This window comes from Clostridium saudiense (genome assembly GCF_000577815.1).
GTDB classification, from domain to species: Bacteria; Bacillota; Clostridia; order Clostridiales; family Clostridiaceae; genus Clostridium; species Clostridium saudiense.
This window is the reverse complement of the sequence record NZ_CBYM010000002.1, coordinates 193779-217818: the sequence shown is the minus strand read 5'-3', so window position 1 is coordinate 217818 and position 24040 is coordinate 193779. Positions and strand designations below refer to the sequence as shown.

The window sequence follows — 24040 nt, the reverse complement described above, 5'->3', positions numbered from 1 at the left end:
TAAATAAAAGAGTGTACAAGAGAGATATATAAGGGGTGAAGTTATATGGCACAAACAACTAAAAAGGCATTTGCTACATCTTTAAAAAAATTATTATCACAAAAGCCATTAGATAAGATTAAAATTACGGATATAACAGAGGATTGTGAAGTAAATCGTCAAACGTTTTATTATCACTTTAAGGATATATATGATTTATTAGAATGGGTTTATACAAATGAAGCAACAAGGGCTTTAGGAGATAAAAAGACATATGATACATGGCAAGAAGGGTTTTATGAAATATTTGAATATATTTTAGAAAATAAAACTTTTGTTTTAAATACTTATAATTCTGTAAGTAGAGAATATTTAGAAAGATATTTATATAATGAAACATATTATTTGCTTTTGGGTGTAGTTGAAGAAAAATCAAAGGACATGTCTGTTAGAGAGAAAGATAAGTCATTTATTGCAGATTTCTATAAATTTGCTTTTGTTGGATTAGTAATTGATTGGATAAGAAAAGGCATGATGGAAGAACCAAAAGATATTATTAAGAGATTAAATACATTAATTTCAGGAAATATTGAAACCGCATTACAAAGATATAGAAATGATAAACATAATAAATTAGAATAATAAAATTTGGACAAACTTAAAGGTTTGTCTTATTTTTTTACAATTTTAAAGGTTTGTTTAAAAATAGGACATAGGCATAATTTTGTCTATAGAAGATGTTATTAGAAAGTAATACTATAAGCATATAAGATAAATCTACGAAATTTAATAAAAAATAAATTGTTTTTATATAAGAGGGAGGAATTTATATGTATTATAGTAATGGTAATTATGAGGCATTTGCTCGCCCAGAAAAACCAGCAAATGTAGATAGAAAATCAGCTTATTTAGTAGGGGCAGGACTTGCATCTTTAGCAGCAGCATGTTTTTTAGTTCGTGATGGACAAATGAGGGGTGAGCATATTCACATATTAGAAGAAATGAATATTGCAGGTGGAGCTTGTGATGGAATTAATGATCCAACAAAAGGTTTTGTAATTCGTGGTGGACGTGAAATGGAAAACCATTTTGAATGTTTATGGGATTTATTTAGATCAATTCCATCATTAGAAACAGAAGGTGTATCTGTATTAGATGAATATTATTGGTTAAATAAAAAAGATCCTAATTATTCTTTAATGAGAGCTACAGTAAATAGAGGTGAAGATGCACATACAGATGGTAAATTTGGTTTATCAGATAAAGCATCTATGGAAATAATAAAATTATTCTTTACTAAGGATGAAGATTTATATGATAAAACAATAGATGATGTATTTACAGAAGAGTTTTATAAATCAAACTTTTGGTTATATTGGAGGACTATGTTTGCATTTGAAGAATGGCATAGTGCATTAGAAATGAAACTTTATATTCAAAGATTTATCCATCATATTGGTGGCCTTCCAGATTTCTCAGCATTAAAGTTTACTAAGTATAATCAATATGAATCTTTAATATTACCAATGGTTAAATATTTAGAGTCACATGGGGTTAACTTCCAATACAATACACAAGTTACTAATGTAATATTTGAAAAAGAAGGTAAGAAAAAAGTAGCAAAACAAATTATTTGTATTCATGATGGAAAAGAAGAAAAAATAGACTTAGTAGAAGATGACTTAGTATTTGTTACAAATGGTAGTTGTACAGAAAATGCTACATTAGGTGATCATGATACTGCACCGGTTTTAAATACTGAAGAAGGTGGTTGCTGGAGATTATGGAGAAACATCGCAGCTCAAGATCAGGACTTTGGACATCCAGATAAGTTTTGTACAAATATTAAAGCTACAAACTGGGAATCAGCTACAGTTACAACTTTAGATGATAGAATACCACCATATATTGAAAAAGTATGTAAGCGTGATCCATTTAGCGGAAAGGTAGTTACAGGAGGAATAATAACAGCAAAAGATTCTTCATGGTTAATGAGCTATACATTAAATCGTCAGCCACATTTTAAAACACAACCTGGAGATCAATTAGTTGTGTGGGTTTATGGATTATTTACAGATGTTCCTGGTGACTTTATTAAAAAGCCTATGAAGGAATGTACAGGATATGAAATTACTCAAGAATGGTTATATCATTTAGGTGTTCCAGTAGATGAAATTCCAGAAATGGCTAGAAATTCTGCAAGAGCTATACCTTGTATGATGCCATATATAACAGCTTTCTTTATGCCAAGAACAGCTGGTGATAGACCCAAAGTTGTACCAGAGGGATGTGTTAACTTTGCATTTTTAGGTCAATTTGCAGATACAGTTCGTGATACAGTATTTACAACTGAATATTCTGTAAGAACAGCTATGGAAGCAGTATATACATTATTAAATATTGATCGTGGAGTTCCAGAAGTATTTAATTCTTGTTATGATATTAGAGTATTACTAGATTCAACTTCTAAAATGATGGATGGTAAGAAGATTACAGATATAAAACTTCCATTAAAAGCTAAGATGGTTGAAAAGAAAGTATTTAAAGAAATTCAAGGAACTGTAATTGAAGAGTTGCTAGAAAGGTATAAATTAATATAAAAAAATATTAATTATTATTAAGTAAATATATAGGTTTAACTTACTATAGAAAATTGTAATTAGAGTTATTTATTGATAAAGAAAAGAGATTATCATAATTGATAGTCTCTTTTTATGCATTTAAATCAAGTTATATATAAATAGAAATGTAGTGATAATTAAAAATTAAGGTACATAAGTTAATATATAGTAGAAATAATGTTATAAAAGGAGGAGAGATTATGAGCAATGTTAAGATAGCAAATGTATTAAATAATTTACCGTTGATATTTGAAAGAAATATAGGTCAATATGATAATAAGGTACAATTTGTATTAAACAAAAAAGAATGTACAACCTTTTTTACTGATAAGGAGATAGTATTAGCATTTAGAAGTAATGAAAAAATACAAGAGTTGAAAGAGTTAGATAGTAGTAACTTATATAATACATCACTAAGAAAAATGGAAGAGTATCAAATTAATGTTTTGAGAGTTTGTTTTAAAAGTTCAAATAAGATTCCTCAAATAATAGGTAAAAATGAATTTAATTGTACATTAAATTATTTTAAGGGAGAAGATATTTCAAATTGGAAATGTTCTATACCATTATATGAAAAGCTATTATACAAAGAAATATATAATGGAATAGATATATTATATTATGAACGTGAAGGGGTTATTAAATGGGACTTTATAGTTGAACCTAATAAAAATATAAACAACATATTATTAAATTTAAATGGAGCAAATAACATAGAGTTAGATGATAATGGAGATATAAATGTTAATATAAAAGAAAGAATATTAAAAATATCAAAACCTGAAGCTTATCAAAATAATAATGATGAAAAAATAGAAAGTAGCTTTGGAATAGATGAGGACGGTAATATAAAATTTAATATAAGTAATTATAATGAAGAAGATAGTTTAACAATTACCATGTCAGTATCATTTGATAATTTTAATTCTACTTGTGTAGTTGATAGAGCAAATTCAATAGCTGTAGATGAAAAGAACTGTGTATATATTACAGGAGAAGTAGGCTTTCAAAACTTTCCAGACAAGAAGATTTATAAAAATGTTTTAAGTGGAAAGGATTATGGTGCTTTTTTGGTAAAGATAGATACTACTAAAAAGGGACAGTCGGCACTAAAGTATGCAGCTTATATTGGTGGGGAAGGCATTGATGAGGCTGTTGAAATAGCTGTGGATAATGAAAAAAATGCATATATAGTAGGAGCAACTAATTCAATATATGAATTTCCAGTAACAGAAAAATCATATGCATATAGTTATCCAGGAGGAAGTAAAACAGGTTTTTTAATTAAAATAGACACTAAAAAGGTTGGATTAAGTAGCTTAGTTTATGGAACATATTTAGGTGGGAATTCGTATGATTATGCTTATTCGGTGGCAATAGATAAGGAAAAGAATGTATATGTAGTGGGATTAACTAATTCAAATTTTGGATTTCCTATAAGTGAAAGTGCTTATGAAAAAAATAATGATGATGCTGTTGATGTTGGATTTTTATTAAAACTAGATATAAATAAAGAAAGAAAAGATGCATTGTTATATGGAACATATTTTGGTGGAAATGACTCAACTAGTTTTTCAGCATTAGCAGTAGATGACAATGGTTATGTATATGTTACAGGTGTTACTCAATCAAAGGATTTTCCTGTAACACAAAATGCTTATGAAACTAAATTTGAAGGAGGATTAAGTAGTGCTTTTATATCTAAATTTAATTTGAATAAAACAGGAAAAGAGAGCTTAATATATTCCTCATTTTTATGTGGAGATGGGGAAGAAGCTGGATATGGAATTGCAGTTGATTCAAGAGAATGTGCTTATATAACAGGAGTAACAAATTCTTTGAATAATTTTCCTATAACCCAAAATGCATTTCAAAATAGTATATCTAACATAGAGGGTTCGGGGTTTCTTATTAAGATAAATACACAATTATCAGGAGAAAAAGGACTAGCCTATGGAAGTTATATAGATGGAAATGGAAGTGATGTATGTTCAGATATAAAAATTGATTATAATAATTATGTATATATATGTGGGTTTACAACATCAACTGATTTTCCAGTGAATAGTTATGAAAATGGTTGGGTAAAAAATGGATATAATTCTTTTTTATTAAAATTAGATCTAAACAAAGAAAGAAGAAAAGCTTTATTACTTGGAACATTCTTAAGAAAAAATATAAATGATTTTGCATTAGGGCTTGCATTAGATAATGAATTAAACACATATATTACTGGATATGCTCATTCAATTTCTGAAGATAGAAGTAAAGAAAAAGAAGGCTATTATGAAGAGAGTTCAATATCTATAATGAAAGTAAGCACTAGAATATGCAATTTAAGTATAGAAAAATCACAATATAATATTGATGTTGAACCCGGAGGAAAAACTCAATATGAAATAAATATTATAAATAATGGTCCAGATGTAGCAACGGATATTAGAATTACTGATGTTTTAGGAAGAGGAATAACAGTAAAAGAAATAAGTGTATCAAAAGGATCAATTCATCAACTAGGAAAGGAAATAATATGGAAAGTTAGCGAGCTAAATATTGGTGAGAGCGCTAAAGCAACTATTAAGATCAGAGTTTTAATAAATAGTGAAATATCAGAAAAAGAAACTTTTATTAATGTAAATGACAATATATATTGCTCAAAGAGTAGTATATAAAAAGTGTCCTTAGTTATCTATAAATAGTATTACGATTATCTTATTTGTTTAGATAATTAGTCAATAAGATAGTCGTAATAATATAATTGATATTTTTTTGACAATACATATAATTTCTTATAAAATGGAGTATGTGCACTTAAATTACATAAATATTAAATAGTCACAGCATTTAGTCGAAGAAAAAAACATAATAGTAAAGGGTGAAAAAATTGAAAAAAGCAATTAATTTGATTAAAAGATTAGTAATGTTTTTTGTTGGAATGAGTATAATTCAATTTGGTGTAGCTTTATTTTTAAAGACAAGCATTGGATCAGATTCATTTACTGTTTTTACAGAAGGATTGGCAACGGTTCTAAATAAAACTGGATTAAAAGATTTATCAATAGTTCATATGATTACAGGAAGAGCTGAAGTTACTCCAGGTGTAGCAAATATGATAATACTAATAGTATTATTTATTGGAATACTGATAGTTGATAGAAAACGTATAAAGATAGGAACATTAATATGTGTTATTGGGGTAGGACCAATAATTGATTTAGGTGTAAAAGCAGTATCATATTTTCCTATAGAATCTGCAAATATATTTGTAAAGATGTTATTAGTATTAGGTGGATGCTTTATAATTGCAGTAGGATTTTCAATAATGTCTGAAAGTGATATAGGAGTAGCACCAAATGATATTGTTCCATTTATAATTAAAGACAAGCTAAACTGTCAATATAGATGGGTTAGAATAGCATTTGATGCAACTTTTTTAATTGTTGGATTTATTCTTGGTGGAAAGGTTGGAATCGGTACTATTATAGCAATGTTGGCGATAGGACCATTCATTCAATTCTGCTTACCTTATGGTAAAAAGTTTGTTGGAATTGTTCTTAACGGTAAAGAAAAATCAAATAATGAATCAACTGTTATTGCATAATTAAGTTGACAATTTTATGTGTAAATGATAATAAATAGATAGTAGTAATATAAGAAAATATTGGTACTATCTATTTATTTTTTTATGATCATATCTATAGGAGAATTTATAATGAGAAATTTTTTAATAAAGTAAATATAAATTTTTGGGGGATATAGATGAAGAATGCAAACAGAATAGCTATTTATATTTGTGGTATATTTTTATTGGCTTTAGGTGGAGTATTAGCAATAAAATCTAATTTAGGAGCATCACCTGTAAGTTCATTACCGCTAAGTATAAGTAAGGTTACTAGTATTAGCTTAGGGAGAGCGGCAGCAATATTATTCATTATTTATGTAGGAATACAAATACTAATATTAAGAAGGGATTTTAAAATAGTTCAATTATTACAAATAATATTTGCTATATTATTTGGTCAAATAATGAATTTTTTTAATGCAATTATTAATATAAATGTTGATAGTTTTTATATTAGAATAGTAATTTGTATATTAAGCTTTTTTATCACAGCTTTTGGTGTTACATTTACTATTACAGCAAATATTGTACCAGTAGCTCCAGATGGATTAGCACAAGTTATAAGTAAAAAGGCAAAAATAGAATTTGGAAAGGCAAAAATATACTTTGATTGTGTTGTAGTAGCACTATCAGTAGGAATATTACTTATAAACAATAAAGGATTAGATGGATTAGGTATTGGAACTGTTTTATCGGCGTTATTAGTAGGAAGAATAGTATCTTATATAAATAAAAATTTAAAGCATAAAATTGAAAATATATGCTTTGTAGAAGCTGCATAAAATTTAAATAAATATATTGACAATGTTTACATTAGTTGATAAAATTAAGACAAGTTAATAGTGGAATCCATTTTGGGATTGTTACTGAGTAAGCAGGCAAAACCTAAATTGATACCAAATATATGTATATTAATTATTTTTATATGATAATTATATGCATTATTTGATATTGATTTAGGTTTTTTTGTATAACTTTAATTAAGTTTAATATCTTAAATTAGTAAATATAAAAATGAGGGGATTATACTGATATGATCATAAATAAAGTATTAAATAACAATGTTGTGACAATTATAAGTGAAAATAGTGAAGAAGCAGTTGTTATGGGAAGGGGTATAGCTTTCCAAAAGAAAAAAGGCGATGAGATTGATGAGAGTAAAATAGAAAAAATATTCGTCTTAGAAAATAAAAGTATAAATGAAAAGTTGCTTACTTTAGTGAATGATATTCCAGCAAAGTATTTAGAAGTTGCAGAAAATATAATAAAATATGCAGAAAATAAGTTGGGTACAAAGTTAAATGAAAATATTTATTTAACACTTACAGATCATATTAGTTTTGCAATTAGTAGAGCAGAAAAAAACTTAGAAATAAAAAATGCAATGCTTTGGGATATTAAGAGACTTCATAAAGTTGAATTTGAAATTGGAATCCATGCATTAAAGATTATTGAGGAGAATTTAAATTTTGAGTTACCAGAAGATGAAGCAGCATCAATAGCAATGCATATTTTAAATGGTGAACTTGATCAAGAAATGCCAGAAATAGTAGATATGATTAAATTAATTGAAGAAATATTAAAGATGGTAAAGTATCATTTTAATATTGAATTTGATGAAGAGTCGATTAATTATTATAGATTTATTACTCATTTAAAATTCTTTACTCAAAGACTATCTAGTGGAAGATATTATGAAGATAATGATAATGACTTATTTGACATGATAAAACTTAAGTATCCAAATTCTTATGAGTGTGTAAAAAGAATTGAGGGATTTGTAAAGCAAAAATATGGTACTCAATTAACTAAAGAAGAAATGCTATATTTAATAATACATACAGCTAGAGTAGTACATGAAAATTGTTAAAATTAAATATAACTTTAATACTTTCCATTAGGATTGTTACTGATTCGATCAGGCAAAACCTAAATTAATAATTAAAATTAAGCAGTAGATATGATAATTCATTAGAATGATTTATTAAAGTATTTATCATTTTATTTGAAGTATAATGCTAGAAGTAAGTATATCTGTAGTTTTAATTTTAAAAGTTAGTTTAGGTTTTTTTATATAATTTTTATTAACTGATAAGTAAATTGTGGAGGTGATGATCAGGAAAATTAATATAACCTTAGAAGTTTCATAGGATTGTTACTAGGTTAGGCTAGGCAAAACCTTAATTCTTCAAAATTTTAAATTTGAGAAAATTAAAATATTGAAAGCGAGGAATTAAGCTATGAATTATGAAAATTTAGCAAAACAAATATTAAAAAATGTCGGTGGACAAGAAAATGTATCAAATTTAACACATTGTGCAACAAGATTAAGATTTAATCTTAAAGATTTATCAAAAGCCAATACAGAAGCAATAAAGAAAACAAAAGGTGTTATGGGTGTTGTAGATAAAGGAGCCCAATATCAAATAATTATAGGTAGTGATGTTGCTAATGTATATAAGGAGTTATTAAAGATTGGTAATTTCCAAAGTTCTAGTTCTAAAAATGATGGTGAGAAGAAAGGATTGGATAAGATATTTGATATAATTGCAGGTACTTTTACTCCAATATTACCACCACTTACGGCAGCAGGAATGTTAAAGGCTGTTTTAGTATTATTAACTACTTTTGGATTAATGTCTAAAGAAAGTCAAACTTACTATATATTAAGCTTTATGGCAGATGCAATATTCTTCTTATTCCCAGTAGCACTTGGATATACTGCGGCAGTTAAATTTAAGTGTAATCCATTTATGGGTATGTTGATGGGAGGAATAATGATTCATCCGAACTGGACAGCTTTAGTAAATGCAAAAGAAGCTGTAACTTTATTTGGATTACCTGTTAAGTTAGTAAGTTATACATCTTCAGTTATTCCGATTATACTAGTTGTTTGGGTAATGTCATATGTTGAAAATTTTGCAGATAAAATATCACCAAAACCAATTAAATTTTTCTCAAAACCTTTAATTACTATATTGGTTATGGGGCCATTAGCTTTAATAGCTTTAGGGCCTATAGGATCAGTTTTAGGCGAAGGTTTAGCTGATATTGTAACAGCTATAAATAATGTTGCACCTTGGTCAATACCAATGATAATTGGTGGAGTATCTCCATTGCTTGTTTTAGTTGGTATGCATTATGCATTTTTCCCATTATCATTTAATGATTTAGCATTAAAGGGATCAGAAAATGTTTTAGGACCAGGTATGCTTGTATCTAATATAGCTCAAGGTGGCGCAGTTTTATGTGTTTCTTTAAAAACTAAAAATAGAGATTTAAAACAATTAGCAGGATCAGCAGGACTTACTGCATTGCTTGGAATTACAGAGCCAGCGATGTATGGTGTTACAATGAAGCTTAAAAAACCTCTTATAGCTGTTTGTTCAGGAGGAGCTTTAGCTGGATTATATATTGGACTTATGGGAGTTGTTCGTTATTCATCAGGAGCACCAGGATTAGCATCTATTGCTATATTTATAGGGGAAAATCCAATGAATATTGTTCATGCATTAATTGGTTGCGCTATAGCATTTGTATCTGCATTTGCTTTAACTTGGATAATTGGATTTGAAGATCCTGCAAATGAAGATGATCAAATAGAAGATGAATCTTTAGAAGAAGTTGCAGTAGATAAAGCACCATTAATGAATAAAATTACTATTGCTAGCCCATTAAAAGGAAATATAGTTCCTTTAAATGAAGTTAAGGATGAAACATTTGCATCAGAAATGATGGGGAAAGGTATTGCTATTAATCCAACAGAAGGAAAGGTAGTATCACCAATAAACGGTACAGTTCAAATGATATTTAAAACAAAGCATGCAATTGGATTAAAATCAGAAGATGGAGCTGAAATTTTAATTCATATTGGTATGGATACAGTTCAATTAGATGGTAAGCATTTTACTGCACATGTTAAAGATGGAGATAAGGTTAAAGTTGGAGATACTTTAGTTGAATTTGATATGAATGCTATAAAAAATGAAGGTTATGAATTAATTACACCTGTTATTATCACAAATACTATGGAATATTTAGAAATAGTACCAAAGGACATTAAATCAGTTAATACAGGAGAAACATTGATTACAATACTTTAGTAAATAAAAGGGGAGGATAGTTATGAATAATAATTTTAATAAATTTCCAAAAGATTTTCTGTGGGGAGGAGCTTTAGCTGCAAACCAATGTGAAGGTGGATACAAAGAAGGCGGAAAAGGATTAACAACTGTTGATCTTTGTCCAGCTGGAGAAAATAGAAGAAAAGTTATGGAAGGTAAAATTGATATTTTAAGACCTATTGAAGGAGAGTATTATCCATCACATGAGTCTATAGATTTTTATCATAGATTTAGAGAGGATATAGCATTATTTGCAGAGATGGGATTTAAATGTTTAAGAATATCAATTGCTTGGTCAAGAATATTCCCTCAAGGAGATGAAGAAACTCCAAATGAAGATGGATTAAAATTCTATGATGAAATGTTTGATGAAATGATTAAACATGGAATAGAACCAGTAGTTACAATATGCCATTTTGATACTCCAATTGGAATTATCGAAAAGTTTGGTGGATGGAAAAATCGTAAATTTGTAGATTTCTATTTAAATTATTGTAAGGCTATCTTCACAAGATATAAGGATAAAGTTAAGTATTGGATGACATTTAATGAAATTAATATGATATTACACCTACCATTTATGGGTGCTGGTGTTAGATTTGAAGAAGGGGATAATGAACTTCAAATTAAGTATCAATCAGCTCATCATGAACTTATAGCAAGTGCATTAGCAACTAAAATGGCACATGAAATAATTCCAGGATCTATGGTAGGATGTATGATTGCTGCTGGAGCAACTTATGCATATAGTTGCAATCCAGAAGATGTCCAAAAAGCTATGGATAAAGAAAGAGAAAATTTATTCTTTATAGATGTTCAATCAAGAGGAGAATACCCTGGTTATGCAAAGAGATTCTTAAGAGAAAATGGAATTGAGCTTGTATTTGGTGAAAATGATGATGAGATATTAAAGAATAATACTGTAGATTTTATTGGATTTAGTTATTATTCAAGCAGATGTGCAAGTGTTGATCCAGAAATAGTTAATGGAAAAACTTCAGGAAATGCCTTTAAAACTGTTAGAAATCCATATTTAAAGGCATCAGAATGGGGATGGCAAATAGATCCCCTTGGATTAAGAATAACAGCAAATCAACTATATGATAGATATCAAAAGCCATTATTCATAGTTGAAAATGGATTAGGTGCTGTAGATATTCCAGAAGAAGATGGAACTATAAATGATGATTATAGAATTGAGTATTTAAGTGAACATGTTAAAGCAATGAAAGAAGCAATTGAAGATGGAGTTGATTTAATAGGATATACTCCATGGGGATGTATAGATTTAGTATCAGCATCAACTGGAGAAATGAAAAAGAGATATGGATTTATTTATGTCGATAAAGATAATGAAGGAAATGGTACTTTAAATAGAAGTAAAAAGAAGAGTTTCTATTGGTATAAAAAAGTTATAGCAACTAATGGTGAAGAACTTTAATAATTAGGGAAATGGACTACATTTTATTTATAATATGTAGTCCGTTTTTTATACCACTTATAAATTTAACTTTATTATTTATATTTTATATAATAAAGTTTGGTATAATAAATAGTATAAAATAACATTAAAGATAAGGAGTAGGAGAATAAGATATGATAAAATTAATTGCAAGTGATATGGATGGGACTTTACTAAATGATGATCATATGATATCTGAAGAAAACTTAAAGGCTATAAGAAAAGCTCAAGAAATGGGAAGACACTTTACAATTGTAACAGGAAGAGATTATGGTGCTGTTAAGTCATATTTAGAAGAATGTAATTTAAAATGCGAATGTATTTTAAGTAATGGAGCAGAGTACAGAGACGTAAATGGAAATGTTATTGAAAGTGTTTATATGAATAAAGATAGCGTAAAAATAGTATTTGATATATTAAATGATGCTGGATTATGTATTCAATTAATGACTAATAAGGGATCTTATGTAACTAATAAAGAAAGTGATAAAAAAGCTATTATTGATAGATTTAAATTGTTTAACCCTAAGATGAATGAAGAAGAAGTAATAGAATTCGTTGAAAAGTTCCATACTGAAAGAGGAATGAAATATATAGATGATGTTTATGAAATTTTAGAAAGTAATGTAGAGGTATTAAAAATAGTTACTTTTGATAATGATGAGAAATTAATAGCAAATTTAAAAGAAAAATTAAAGAAAAGCACAAGTGATTTAGCAGTAGCATCAACTTTCTCTAATGATATTGAAATAAGTGATATTGAGGCCCAAAAAGGATTAATATTAGCTAAGACAATTAAAAAAATGGGAATAGATAAGAGTGAAGTAATAGTTCTTGGCGACAGCTTTAATGATTATTCAATGTTTACTGAATTTGAAAATTCTTATGCTATGGAAAATGCAATTCCAGAGATTAAGGAGATAGCTAAATATATTACTGATAGTAATAATAATGATGGAGTAGCTAAGGCAATTTATAAGTCTTTAGAAGTATAATTTAAAAAAGCAACCATTTTACAAATAAAAGTGTAAAATGGTTGTTTTTTGTTTTATGCTAAATTAGTACTTTAAATTTATGACTTATACAATTTTTTTCATATGATTGATGGATAAGTTTAAGAAGAATTGTTTTGAAACTTATCATTGTTTTTTTATATTTAATTTTGTCACTAACTCTTTAGTGACATTTATGTAATATCTATTAATTGAAGGAATAATTTTACTGGTATAAAATTAATCTTGGTTATATTTATAAAAATTAAAATTAAAATTTTAATTTTATTTGTTATACATTATACGACTAAGGACTATTACTGCTATTATAAAAATTTTATCTTTAATGATTTATAAATATAACTTAGTACTTCAAAAAAAGGAGGAATTAGTAAGAAGTTTAATTTTAAATATAAAGCGCCAGAACTCTTATGAGTTGACGAGGATGGGGAGTATCGAATTCTTCGGCGGGTGCCCCACGGTATCGCACTACCGTTAGCGACTAGTAAAACTATGAAGCGATTTGTAGGACAGGTCTAGTCTGGTGTTAAAACCTTGATTGTATTTTTTTAATGTCACAGCATTTGTATGTAGTTTTACAATGTTTGAATTAAATTATTACAATAAATTTTTTATGATGGATAGCTGTTACAACACTACTACCTCTTTAGGTAGTAGATAACAAAAGACACGCCCTTAGACTAAGGGTACTTGGGGTATAACCAATTCTAACCTAAAGGTTGAATTAAAGTTGCATCTTAAACTAATAATTCGGTTTATAAAAAAATAAAAGTAAGGAAGGAAGAAAATATATGTGCGGAATAGTTGGTTATGTAGGAAAGAAGAAAGCAAGTGATTTCTTAATAGAAGGATTATCAAAATTAGAATATAGAGGATATGATTCAGCTGGAATAGCAGTTATTAATAATGGTAAAGTTGAAATAAGAAAGCATAAAGGTCGTTTATCAAATCTTGTTGAAGAATTATCAAATAACTCAGCAGAAGGAACAATAGGAATTGGACATACAAGATGGGCAACTCATGGAGAGCCTTCAGATGTAAATTCACATCCACATCAAACATCAAAAGGTGATATTACTGTAGTTCATAATGGAATTATTGAAAATTATAGTGAGCTTACCCAATGGTTAAAAAGCGAAGGGTATGAATTTAAATCTGCAACAGATACAGAGGTAATACCAAACTTAATTCATTATTATTATAATGGCAATCTTTTTGAAGCAGTAGTAAAGGCTACTGAAAAATTAGAAGGTAGTTATGCTTTAGGAGTAGTTTCTGGACAAGAACCAGATAAGATAGTTGCTGTTAGAAAAGATAGTCCATTAATAGTTGGAATAGGACAAGGTGAAACATTTATAGCATCTGATATACCAGCAGTATTAAATTATACTAGAGATATTTATCTTTTAGAGGATAATGAATTTGTTGTATTAACAAATGAAGGTGTTGAAGTATTTGAAGCAAATGGAGATAAAATAAACAAAGAAATATATAAAGTAACATGGAATGAGGATGCAGCAGAAAAAGGTGGTTATGATTCTTTCATGTTAAAAGAAATTCATGAGCAACCAAAAGCAATTAAAGATACAATGGCAGGAAGAGTAGCTTTAAATGAAAAAGTTAATTTAGGTGATTTTAAGCTTACATCAGAAGAATTAGAAAATATGGATAGAATATATATTGTTGCATGTGGAACTGCATATAATGCAGGTCTAATGGGAAAGGTAGCTATTGAAGATTTAGCAAGAATACCTGTTGAAGTAGCAATTGCATCTGAGTTTAGATATAGAAACCCAATAGTAACTAATAAGACACTTATAGTTACATTAAGTCAGTCAGGAGAAACAGCTGATACATTAGCAGTTCTTAGAGATGCAAAGAAAATAGGAGCTAAAACATTAGCTATAACTAATGTTGTTGGAAGTAGTATTTCTAGAGAAGCAGATAGTGTAATATACACTATGGCTGGACCAGAAATTGCAGTAGCATCAACTAAAGCTTATACAACTCAAGCTGTTGTAATGAACCTATTAGGAATGTATTTAGCAGATTTAAAAGGATTATTAAAATCTGAAGAAGAAGCTGAGATTAAAAATGCATTATTAGAGTTACCAAGTAAGGTAGAAGAAGTGTTAAATCAGAAAGCTCAAATTGCTAAGATTGCTAAACTTATATCTCAAGAAAAAGATTTGTTCTATTTAGGAAGAGATGTTGATTATGCATTAGCAATAGAAGGAGCTCTTAAGATAAAAGAGATAGCTTATATTCATTCAGAAGCATATGCTGGTGGAGAGCTTAAGCATGGAACTATAGCATTAATAGAACCAGGAACAAAAATAATAGCATTATTAACTCAAAGTAATTTAAAGGATAAAATGATTAGTAATATCAGAGAAGTTAAATCTAGAGGAGCTGAAATTATTGGTATAGCATATGAAAATCAAGAAGTAGATTTATCTGTTTTTGATGAAATTATAAGAATACCACAAATTTCAACTAGAATAGCACCTATATTAGGGGCTGTTGTATTACAGTTATTAGCATACTATGTAGCAACTGAAAGAGGTTGTGATATAGACAAGCCAAGAAATCTTGCAAAGTCAGTAACTGTTGAGTAGTAAATAAAATTTAAAAGTAAATGAATGGATTATATCGAATTGTAATGTAAATTGATTTTGATATAGTCCATTTTATTAAAAATAAATTATTATGGGAGAGTGTGAGTATGAGAAGTTTATCGTTAGATGTGTCAAAATTAGAAGGATTTATTAATGAAAATGAAATTGGATATATGAAAGCAATGGTTAATAGTGCACATGAAGTTATTCATAATGGAACAGGTGCAGGAAATGACTTTTTAGGGTGGTTGGACTTACCTAAAAATTATGATAGAGAAGAATTTGAAAGAATAAAGGTTGCAGCAGAGAAAATAAGAAGTAATTCAGATGTATTGATAGTAATTGGAATTGGCGGTTCATATTTAGGATCAAGAGCAGCTATTGAAATGCTAACTAGTAATTTTAATAATATGTTGCCTAAGTCAAAAAGGAAAGCTCCAAAAGTATTTTTTGTAGGAAATAATATAAGCTCTACTTATATATCAGAATTATTTGAGGTTATTGATGGTATAGATATTTCAGTAAATGTAATATCTAAGTCAGGAACAACAACAGAACCAGCTATAGCTTTTAGATTATTTAAGAAGTATATGGAAGAGAAATATGGAGCTGATGAAGCTAGAGAAAGAATATTTGTAACAACAGATAGAGAAAGAGGAGCATTAAAGGGATTATCAAATGAAATGGGATATGAAACATTTGTTATACCTGATAATGTAGGTGGTAGATTTACTGTATTAACAGCAGTTGGATTATTACCGATTTCAGTGGCTGGTATTAACATTGATGAAATTATGAAAGGTGCAGCAGATGCAAGAGAAAAATATTCTAGCAGTTCATTAGAAGAAAATGATTGTTATAAATATGCAGCATTAAGAAATATTTTATATAATAAAGGAAAATCAATTGAGGTTTTAGTTAATTACGAACCATCATTACATTATTTTAATGAATGGTGGAAGCAATTATATGGAGAGTCAGAAGGAAAAGATAAAAAGGGAATTTTCCCAGCTGCAGTTGACTTTTCAACAGATTTACATTCAATGGGACAATTTATTCAAGATGGTAGTAGAATAATGTTTGAAACAGTTCTTAATGTTGAAAAGGTCAATAAAAATATAGTTATTGGTGAAATGGAAGGTAATGTTGATGGATTAAACTTTTTAAAAGGGAAAACTATCGACTATGTGAATAAAAAGGCATTCGACGGAACTGTATTAGCACATAATGATGGGGGAGTGCCTAATATTATTATAAATATACCTGAATTAACTCCATATTATTTTGGGCAATTAGTTTATTTCTTTGAAAAATCATGTGGAATCAGCGGATATTTATTGGGAATAAATCCGTTCAATCAACCAGGAGTAGAAGAGTATAAAAAGAATATGTTTGCACTTTTAGGTAAACCAGGATATGAAGAACTTAAAGAACAATTAGAAAGTAGATTAAGATAAAACTTTATTATTAGATATAAAAGCTATAGATATTTATTAAATAGCTATTATAATTTAATAGAAATATGTATAATCTATAATGATGATATATAAGAAGTATTATATTATAGGGGGTACATAAATTGGAGAATAATAAACAAGAACTTTTAGCACTAGGATCTATTGTAGTTTTAAAAGGTGGGTATAAAAAGCTAATGATAGTGGGCAGAATGCAGTTACAGGGTGAGGAAGAAAAACTTTGGGATTATCTTGGGGTTTTATATCCAGAAGGCTATTTACATTAAATACTGGACATGCAATAACTGCTTATTTTGGATACTTAAAAGGATATGAAACAATAGAAGAAAGTATTAAAGATGAAGTTATTTACGATTTTGTTAAAAAGGCAATGATTGAAAGTGGAAAAGGATTAATTGCTAAATATAATTTTGATGAAGAAGCTCATTATAAATATATAAATAAAATAATAGATAGATTTAAGAATCCATATTTAAAAGATGATGTGGCAAGGGTTGGAAGAGAACCTTTAAGAAAACTAAATGAAAATGATAGATTAATAAAACCATTAATTACAGCAAGAGGCTTTAATATTAATACAGATAACTTATTATTAGGCGTAGGGGCAGCACTTCATTATGATAATAAAGAAGATGCTCAAAGTGTACAATTACAAAGTTTAATTAATGAAAAAGGTATTAAAGAATCTTTAGCTGAAATATCAAAAATATCAGGTGATACTGATGTATTAGATAAGGTAGAAAAATATTATGATGAAGTTAAGAAATTAATAGGCGCATAATATTTCTATATAAATATTTAAAACTCAAAATTTAATCTCTAAAAGTCTAACACCAAAAGTAAAATTCAAAATGCTTTTGGTGTTATTCTTTATATAATATTTTGAAGTGAATACAATTTTGAATAATAGTTATAAAATAATTGATATAAAAGAAATATAAGGATAAAATTAGCATATGGAATATAAAAGGAAACTAGAGAGGAGAAAAAAGGTAGTGATTAAAGAAAAAGTACAGAGCTTTGGAAATTTTATAAGTAGTATGATTATACCCAATATAGGTGCATTTATAGCATGGGGATTCATAACTGCTATATTTACTCCTACAGGATGGTTTCCAAATGAAAAGATAACATTACTAGTAGAACCCTTAACACAATATTTATTACCATTATTAGTAGGCATTACGGGAGGTAAAGTTACTGGGGGACCAAGGGGGGGAGTTGTTGCAGCAATATCAACAATTGGTGTAATAGCTAGTACTAGTATACCAATGGTTTTAGGAGCAATGGTAATGGGACCTTTATCGGGATACATAATAAAGAAATTTGACAAAATAATAAAAGATAAAGTTCCAGCTGGATTTGAGATGTTAGTAAATAATTTTTCACTTGCTATTATAGGAATGATATTAGCTATAGTAGGATTGTTTGTAATTGGACCAAGTATGACTATCATTGTAGGAGTAATGAATATAGGGGTATCTTTTATTGTTAAAAATGGATTATTACCGTTATTGGCAGTATTTATAGAACCAATAAAAGTACTATTTTTAAATAATGCAATAAATCATGGAATAATAGATGTAATAGCACTAGATCAAGTTAATGAATATGGAAAATCAATATTGTATTTATTAGAAGCAAATCCTGGTCCAGGATTAGGTGTAATATTATCTTACTTTATATATAGTAAAGGAACCATGAAACAGTCAGCTCCTAGTGCTGCTATAATTCAGTTTTTTGGAGGGATACACGAAATATATTTTCCATACATATTAATAAATCCATCATTGTTATTAGCAGCAATTATAGGAAGTATTGTTTCTATAATAACTTTTTTAACTTTTAATTCTGGATTAATAGCAACAGCATCTCCGGGAAGTATTTTTTCTATAATGATGCTATCTCATAAAAGTGATATTTTAACAAATTTATTAGGAGTTTGTGTTGGAGCTATAGTTTCATTTTTTATATCTGCGTTTTTATTAAAAAGAAAATATAGAGAAAAAGATGATAAAAATACTAATAGGGAAAATGTGCAGGAATTAGACTTGGATATTAAAGATATAAAGAAAATAGTGTTTGCATGTGATGTAGGAATGGGGTCAAGCGCTATGGGAGCAACAAATTTTAGAAATAGAATAAAAGATTTTAATTTAGATATAGAAGTAGTTAATTCATCTGTAGCTAATATACCTGATGATGCTGATATAATAATAACTCATAAAGGGCTATTGGATAGTATAAAAAAAGAGATTAATAAGGATAAAATTATTTTTATAGAAAACTTTTTAGAAGATGATAATTTAGAAGTTTTATATGAGAAGTTAAGTAAAAAGAATGAGGGCAATGAAATTAATGCTGTAGAAGATCTACTTGAAGTTGAAAATAATACATTATTAAATGAAGGGAATATTTTGTTAGGCTTAGAAAGCGAATCTAAGGAAGAAGCTATAATAAGAGCTGGTGAACTTTTATTTAATAATGGTTATACAAAATATGAATATATAGATTCTATGTTAGAAAGGGAAAATATAATATCTACATATATTGGCCTTGGAATTGCTATACCTCATGGTACGGAAAGTGGAAAGAGTGAAGTTGAAAAGGCAGGAATTATAGTTTTACAATATCCTAAAGGAATAAAATTTGGTACTCAAACAGCATATCTATTAATTGCTGTTGCGGCTAAGCATGATGAACATTTAGAAATAATATCAAGTATAGCAAAATCACTAGAAGATATTGAGTTAATAGAAAAAATAAAAACAACTACAAATCCAAAAGATATATTAAAAGCATTTAATCTCTAATTAGTAATATAAAAAGAGTGAAAATATTAATATAGAAATTAAATTAATGATTTGTTAGAATTAACTATAATTACAATTTTTTTAGAAATAGAGGGTGAGAAAAATGGGAAACTTTAAAATGCCTAAAGGGTTTTTATGGGGAAGTGCATCTGCTGCATATCAAGTAGAAGGTGCTTATTTAGAAGATGGCAAAGGACTTACAAATTGGGATAAATTTGTTAGAATTGAAGGTAAAACTTTTAAACATACTACAGGAGATGTGGCAGTAGATCATTATCATAGATTTAAAGAAGATATTAAGTTAATGGCAGAAATGGGACTTAAGACTTATCGTTTTTCAATTGCATGGGCAAGAATAATTCCGGATGGAAATGGAGAAGTAAATGAAAAAGGATTAAAGTTTTATGAAGAACTAATTGAGGAATGCTTAAAATATAATATTGAGCCAATGGTTACAATATTCCACTGGGATTTACCACAAGCATTAGTAGATCAATATAATGGATTTGAGGATAGAAAAATAGTAGATGATTTTGTTAGATATGCAAAAATATTATTCGAACGTTTTGGTTCAAAGGTTAAGTATTGGATTACATTAAATGAACAAAATATATTTACTTCTTTAGGATGGCTTACAGCAATGCATCCGCCAGGAAAATTTGATGATGTAAAAACTTTTTATCAAGTTAATCATCACGCATTTATGGCACATGCAAAAACAGTATTGGAATTTAAGAAACTAGTTCCAAATGGGAAAATAGGTGCAAGTTTTGCATATAGCCCAAGCTATGCTATTGATTGTAATCCAATTAATGCAATGTCAAAAATGGATTATGATGATATGAAGAATTTTTGGTGGATGGATATGTATGCTTATGGACATTACCCTAAATCAACATTTATTTACTTAAAAAATAGGAATATGGAACCGAAATTTGAAGCTGGGGATGAAGAAATATTAAAAGAAGCAGCATCAAAAATTGATTTTATGGGTGTAAATTATTATCAAACATCTGTATGTGAATATAATCCAATTGATGGAGTAACTCCTTATGGAACATTTAACACTACTGGTGTTAAAGGATCTGGACAAGTTACAGGACAACCAGGATTATTTAAGAATCCATCTAATCCATATTTAAAAACAACAGATTGGGATTGGACTATTGATCCAATGGGCTTAAGATATGCTTTAAGAGAAATTACAAGCAGATATAATTTACCAATAATAATATCTGAAAATGGATTAGGTGCTTTTGATAAAAAGGAAGAAGATAATTCAATTCATGATCCATATAGAATAGCCTTCTTAAAGGCACATATTGAAGAAATGAAAATTGCGATTGAAGAAGGTTGTGAAGTAATTGCTTATTGCACTTGGTCATTTACTGATTTGTTAAGTTGGTTAAATGGTTATCAAAAGAGATATGGATTTGTATATGTAGATAGAGAAGAGGAAGAAGGTTCTTCGATGAATCGTTATAAAAAAGATAGTTATTACTGGTATAAGAAAGTAATAGAAACAAATGGTGATGAAGTATAAAGTTATAAAATAATTATGCCATTCAAATTAATCTAAGATTTAGGTTAATTTGAATGGCAATTTTTTAGGGAATTGTAATATTATTTATGAAATTATATGCAATTTCAATTAAAGTATATCCAATTCCAACTAGTGCAATTGTGGCTAATAAAATCATATAATCCTCCTAAAAACAATCTTATATTATTATAATTATAAAAGATGAAAAAATATACATTTATTTAAATAGTGTATATTAAACTTAAACGAAAATATGGGTTAAAGGCATTACACAAAAGCCTAGAAAAATTGATATTAATGCAATTTTAGAATAACCATACTTTTGGGAGGAGGGAATAAGCTCTGCAAAAGAGATATATAACATTATTCCACAAACAACAGCAAAGATGATTCCTAAAATAAGATCATTAATAAATGGTTTTAAACATATGAATGCAATTAAAGCTCCAAATGGCTCTGCCATACCAGAAATAAAAGAGTACTTAAGAGCCTTGGCTCTACTTTTGCTTGCAAAATAAATTGGCATGGCAATTGCGATACCTTCAGGTATGTTATGGAGTGCAATTGCAAGTGTTACAGTGATTCCAAGTGTAGTATCTTGATAACCAGAAACGAAAGTTGCTATACCTTCAGGAAAGTTATGTATCATCAAAGCGATAGTTGATACTAAGCCAACTCGGAAAATATCAAAGTTATTATCATATTGAGCAATTTTGTTGCTGTTACCTTCTGGAATTAAAAGGTCTATTAAATAGGCCATTATAGCACCAATCAACATGAATAAAATAGACCATAGTACTCCAGGTGTATTTCCATGATATTTAGATATAGCGGTTTGGGCAGTAGGAAATAAATCAGTAAATGATACGGCAATCATTACACCGGCAGAAAAGCCAAGAGCAAATGTTAAAAATTTTTCATTTCTTGACTTAGTAAAAAATATGATGATAGCTCCTAAAACAGTAGATAATCCTGCTATAGTAGAAAGAAGCAAGGGAAATAATGAGTTGTTATCAAACATTTCACACCTCTCAAATTATTGTTACATAATTATTTTATGAGAGAGAGTATATAAAAAGAATATAAAAAATTACAAAATATTGGTATAATTATATGAAGTAAACTAATAAGGGGGTAAATATGTTAGGAACTATAGTAAATTCAATAGCAGTAATGGTTGGTTGCTTAGTTGGTCTTTTGCTAAAGGGAAGATTAACAGAAAAAATAAGTACAACAATAATGAATGGATTAGCATTATGTGTACTATACATAGGGATATCAGGAGCTTTAAAAGGAGAAGATACTTTAATAATGATTATATCAATAGCTATAGGGGCTTTAATTGGAGAAGTTATAGATATTGATAAATGGTTAAATAAACTGGGAGATTACTTAGAAAGTAAATTTAAAAGTAAAAAAGGTAATAATATATCATTAGCGGAAGGATTTGTAACATCAAGTCTTTTATTTTGTGTTGGAGCTATGGCCATAGTTGGGGCATTAGAAAGTGGACTTAAGGGTAACCATGATACTTTATTTACTAAATCAATTTTAGATGGAATATCATCTATTATCTTTACATCATCTTTGGGAATAGGTGTAATATTCTCTGCAGTAACTGTATTTATATATCAAGGGGCAATAACGTTAGGAGCAGGAATTTTATCTGGAGTTTTAAGTACTACAGTAATTACAAATATGAGTGCAATTGGTGGATTATTAATTGTAGGACTTGGATTTAACATGCTAGGAGTAACTAAAATAAAGGTAGCAAATTTACTACCGGCTATATTCTTGCCAATACTTTTTCAAATATTTATTTAGATTGTATTATAATATATGCTATTATATAGGTGGGAGTAAAATATTGGGAGGTAAATGATGAAAAAAGATTATTCAGCGCTTATTTGGGGATTATTATTTGTAGCGGTTGGTATTATATTTGGTGGAAATGCACTTGATATCTGGGATATAGATATATTTTTCCCGGGTTGGTGGACTTTATTTTTAATTATACCTGGATTAATATCTATGGTTAGATATGGATTTAATTGGGGATCAGGGGTACTAATTATAGTAGGAATTATATTACTTTTTGATAGTTTAGATATTATAAGTGGAAGAGTTATGTGGAAATTAGTTTTTCCATTAATATTAGTAGCTATAGGTATTTCTATACTAGCAACATTTTTTAGATCAGGGAAAAAAAGAGGAATTGAATCAGATGAAGATATTAAGAGTAAATCTTATATGTATGATTCAACTCAATATCCAAGATATACTGCAATTTTAGGTGGAGGAGATTATAAGAATACATCTGAAGATTTAAAGGGAATTGTTGCAGAAGCAATACTTGGTGGCTTAGGTATAGATTTAAGAGAAGCTAAAATAACAGAAGATATAGTATTAGAGCTTACTGCAGTTTTAGGCGGTATAGATATATTTTTACCTGATAATGTTAGAGTGGAAATAATTTCAGGGACACCTATACTTGGTGGATTTGAGCATAAAATAAATAGAAATGCTTTATCAGGACCAAAAGTAAGGATTAAGTATACTGCAGTTTTAGGTGGAATTGAAGTTAAGTAAAACTAAAAAATAATTAAATTATTACAAATAAAAGTAATGGTTCTAAATTTAGGACTATTATTTTTTTTTATTTCATTTATAATGATAATAAATATTACTTAATATGTGGTTTATTTTGATATTAACATAAGATAAAGAGTAAACTATAAATAATTAAGATTTTAATTGTAATAAGAGGATG

Annotated in this window: 18 protein-coding genes; 17 read left to right on the top strand and 1 reads right to left on the bottom strand. The window is 28.2% G+C overall.

What is annotated here, in order from left to right; all coding sequences use genetic code 11:
* The first annotated feature begins 45 nt into the window (after positions 1-45).
* The 15 genes from TY07_RS02305 to TY07_RS02235 all read left to right on the top strand — a co-directional run bounded on the left by TY07_RS02305 (position 46) and on the right by TY07_RS02235 (position 21270).
* On the top strand, positions 46-621 hold the full coding sequence (locus tag TY07_RS02305; RefSeq protein ID WP_042394681.1) for a TetR/AcrR family transcriptional regulator: 576 nt from the start codon (positions 46-48) through the stop codon (positions 619-621).
* A gap of 188 nt (positions 622-809) precedes the next feature.
* Positions 810-2579, top strand: coding sequence for an oleate hydratase (locus tag TY07_RS02300; protein WP_042394677.1), 1770 nt, complete (start codon positions 810-812; stop codon positions 2577-2579).
* A 221-nt stretch (positions 2580-2800) separates the two neighbouring features.
* Complete coding sequence (locus tag TY07_RS02295) at positions 2801-5272, top strand: DUF7948 domain-containing protein (RefSeq protein ID WP_042394675.1); 2472 nt, start codon at positions 2801-2803, stop codon at positions 5270-5272.
* A 212-nt stretch (positions 5273-5484) separates the two neighbouring features.
* The gene (locus TY07_RS02290) at positions 5485-6201 is read left to right on the top strand and encodes a YczE/YyaS/YitT family protein (protein WP_042394671.1); all 717 of its coding nucleotides are present in this window, start codon (positions 5485-5487) and stop codon (positions 6199-6201) included.
* A gap of 158 nt (positions 6202-6359) precedes the next feature.
* Positions 6360-7004 carry a YczE/YyaS/YitT family protein gene (locus TY07_RS02285; protein ID WP_042394668.1) on the top strand — a complete coding sequence of 215 codons (645 nt, stop codon included), beginning with the start codon at positions 6360-6362 and terminating at the stop codon, positions 7002-7004.
* Positions 7005-7255: 251 nt separating this feature from the next.
* Entirely contained in the window at positions 7256-8092 is an 837-nt protein-coding gene (gene licT / locus TY07_RS02280) for a BglG family transcription antiterminator LicT (protein ID WP_042394664.1), read from the top strand.
* A gap of 370 nt (positions 8093-8462) precedes the next feature.
* The gene (locus tag TY07_RS02275; protein WP_042394661.1) at positions 8463-10325 is read left to right on the top strand and encodes a beta-glucoside-specific PTS transporter subunit IIABC; all 1863 of its coding nucleotides are present in this window, start codon (positions 8463-8465) and stop codon (positions 10323-10325) included.
* A 22-nt stretch (positions 10326-10347) separates the two neighbouring features.
* Positions 10348-11787: a 6-phospho-beta-glucosidase gene (locus TY07_RS02270; protein ID WP_042394658.1), complete on the top strand. Its 1440-nt coding sequence runs from the start codon at positions 10348-10350 to the stop codon at positions 11785-11787.
* A gap of 155 nt (positions 11788-11942) precedes the next feature.
* Positions 11943-12803, top strand: coding sequence for a Cof-type HAD-IIB family hydrolase (locus TY07_RS02265; protein ID WP_042394657.1), 861 nt, complete (start codon positions 11943-11945; stop codon positions 12801-12803).
* Between the two features lie 809 nt (positions 12804-13612).
* A complete protein-coding gene (gene glmS / locus TY07_RS02260) occupies positions 13613-15439 on the top strand; it encodes a glutamine--fructose-6-phosphate transaminase (isomerizing) (RefSeq protein WP_042394654.1) in 1827 nt (608 codons plus the stop codon).
* A 107-nt stretch (positions 15440-15546) separates the two neighbouring features.
* On the top strand, positions 15547-16896 hold the full coding sequence (locus TY07_RS02255) for a glucose-6-phosphate isomerase (protein ID WP_042394651.1): 1350 nt from the start codon (positions 15547-15549) through the stop codon (positions 16894-16896).
* A gap of 122 nt (positions 16897-17018) precedes the next feature.
* Entirely contained in the window at positions 17019-17180 is a 162-nt protein-coding gene (locus TY07_RS18800) for a DUF4176 domain-containing protein (RefSeq protein WP_078061270.1), read from the top strand.
* Positions 17135-17695 (top strand): mannitol dehydrogenase family protein, encoded by a 561-nt coding sequence (locus TY07_RS02245; protein ID WP_078061269.1) that lies wholly within the window; start codon positions 17135-17137, stop codon positions 17693-17695. The genes TY07_RS18800 and TY07_RS02245 overlap by 46 nt, the downstream gene beginning before the upstream one ends.
* 214 nt (positions 17696-17909) lie before the next feature.
* Positions 17910-19727: a PTS mannitol transporter subunit IICBA gene (locus tag TY07_RS02240; RefSeq protein ID WP_311776462.1), complete on the top strand. Its 1818-nt coding sequence runs from the start codon at positions 17910-17912 to the stop codon at positions 19725-19727.
* Between the two features lie 103 nt (positions 19728-19830).
* Complete coding sequence (locus TY07_RS02235) at positions 19831-21270, top strand: glycoside hydrolase family 1 protein (RefSeq protein WP_042394645.1); 1440 nt, start codon at positions 19831-19833, stop codon at positions 21268-21270.
* Positions 21271-21511: 241 nt separating this feature from the next.
* On the opposite strand, the gene zupT is transcribed toward TY07_RS02235, so the two are convergent.
* Positions 21512-22291: a zinc transporter ZupT gene (gene zupT, locus TY07_RS02230; protein WP_042394642.1), complete on the bottom strand. Its 780-nt coding sequence runs from the start codon at positions 22289-22291 to the stop codon at positions 21512-21514.
* A gap of 119 nt (positions 22292-22410) precedes the next feature.
* Here zupT and TY07_RS02225 point away from each other — a divergent pair, with 119 nt between their 5' ends.
* The gene (locus tag TY07_RS02225) at positions 22411-23094 is read left to right on the top strand and encodes a DUF554 domain-containing protein (protein ID WP_042394638.1); all 684 of its coding nucleotides are present in this window, start codon (positions 22411-22413) and stop codon (positions 23092-23094) included.
* Positions 23095-23151: 57 nt separating this feature from the next.
* Complete coding sequence (locus TY07_RS02220) at positions 23152-23859, top strand: LiaF transmembrane domain-containing protein (RefSeq protein ID WP_042394635.1); 708 nt, start codon at positions 23152-23154, stop codon at positions 23857-23859.
* Positions 23860-24040: the final 181 nt, after the last annotated feature.

What these genes read in the sequence shown, in the direction of transcription:
- TY07_RS02270 (WP_042394658.1), top strand. Translation starts at nt 10,348, where the DNA reads ATGAATAATAATTTTAATAAATTTCCAAAAGATTTTCTGTGGGGAGGA.
- TY07_RS02265 (WP_042394657.1), top strand. Translation starts at nt 11,943, where the DNA reads ATGATAAAATTAATTGCAAGTGATATGGATGGGACTTTACTAAATGAT.
- TY07_RS02225 (WP_042394638.1), top strand. Translation starts at nt 22,411, where the DNA reads ATGTTAGGAACTATAGTAAATTCAATAGCAGTAATGGTTGGTTGCTTA.
- zupT (WP_042394642.1), bottom strand. Translation starts at nt 22,291, where the DNA reads ATGTTTGATAACAACTCATTATTTCCCTTGCTTCTTTCTACTATAGCA.
- TY07_RS02305 (WP_042394681.1), top strand. Translation starts at nt 46, where the DNA reads ATGGCACAAACAACTAAAAAGGCATTTGCTACATCTTTAAAAAAATTA.
- glmS (WP_042394654.1), top strand. Translation starts at nt 13,613, where the DNA reads ATGTGCGGAATAGTTGGTTATGTAGGAAAGAAGAAAGCAAGTGATTTC.
- TY07_RS02285 (WP_042394668.1), top strand. Translation starts at nt 6,360, where the DNA reads ATGAAGAATGCAAACAGAATAGCTATTTATATTTGTGGTATATTTTTA.
- TY07_RS02255 (WP_042394651.1), top strand. Translation starts at nt 15,547, where the DNA reads ATGAGAAGTTTATCGTTAGATGTGTCAAAATTAGAAGGATTTATTAAT.
- TY07_RS02300 (WP_042394677.1), top strand. Translation starts at nt 810, where the DNA reads ATGTATTATAGTAATGGTAATTATGAGGCATTTGCTCGCCCAGAAAAA.
- TY07_RS02275 (WP_042394661.1), top strand. Translation starts at nt 8,463, where the DNA reads ATGAATTATGAAAATTTAGCAAAACAAATATTAAAAAATGTCGGTGGA.
- licT (WP_042394664.1), top strand. Translation starts at nt 7,256, where the DNA reads ATGATCATAAATAAAGTATTAAATAACAATGTTGTGACAATTATAAGT.
- TY07_RS02295 (WP_042394675.1), top strand. Translation starts at nt 2,801, where the DNA reads ATGAGCAATGTTAAGATAGCAAATGTATTAAATAATTTACCGTTGATA.
- TY07_RS02220 (WP_042394635.1), top strand. Translation starts at nt 23,152, where the DNA reads ATGAAAAAAGATTATTCAGCGCTTATTTGGGGATTATTATTTGTAGCG.
- TY07_RS02235 (WP_042394645.1), top strand. Translation starts at nt 19,831, where the DNA reads ATGGGAAACTTTAAAATGCCTAAAGGGTTTTTATGGGGAAGTGCATCT.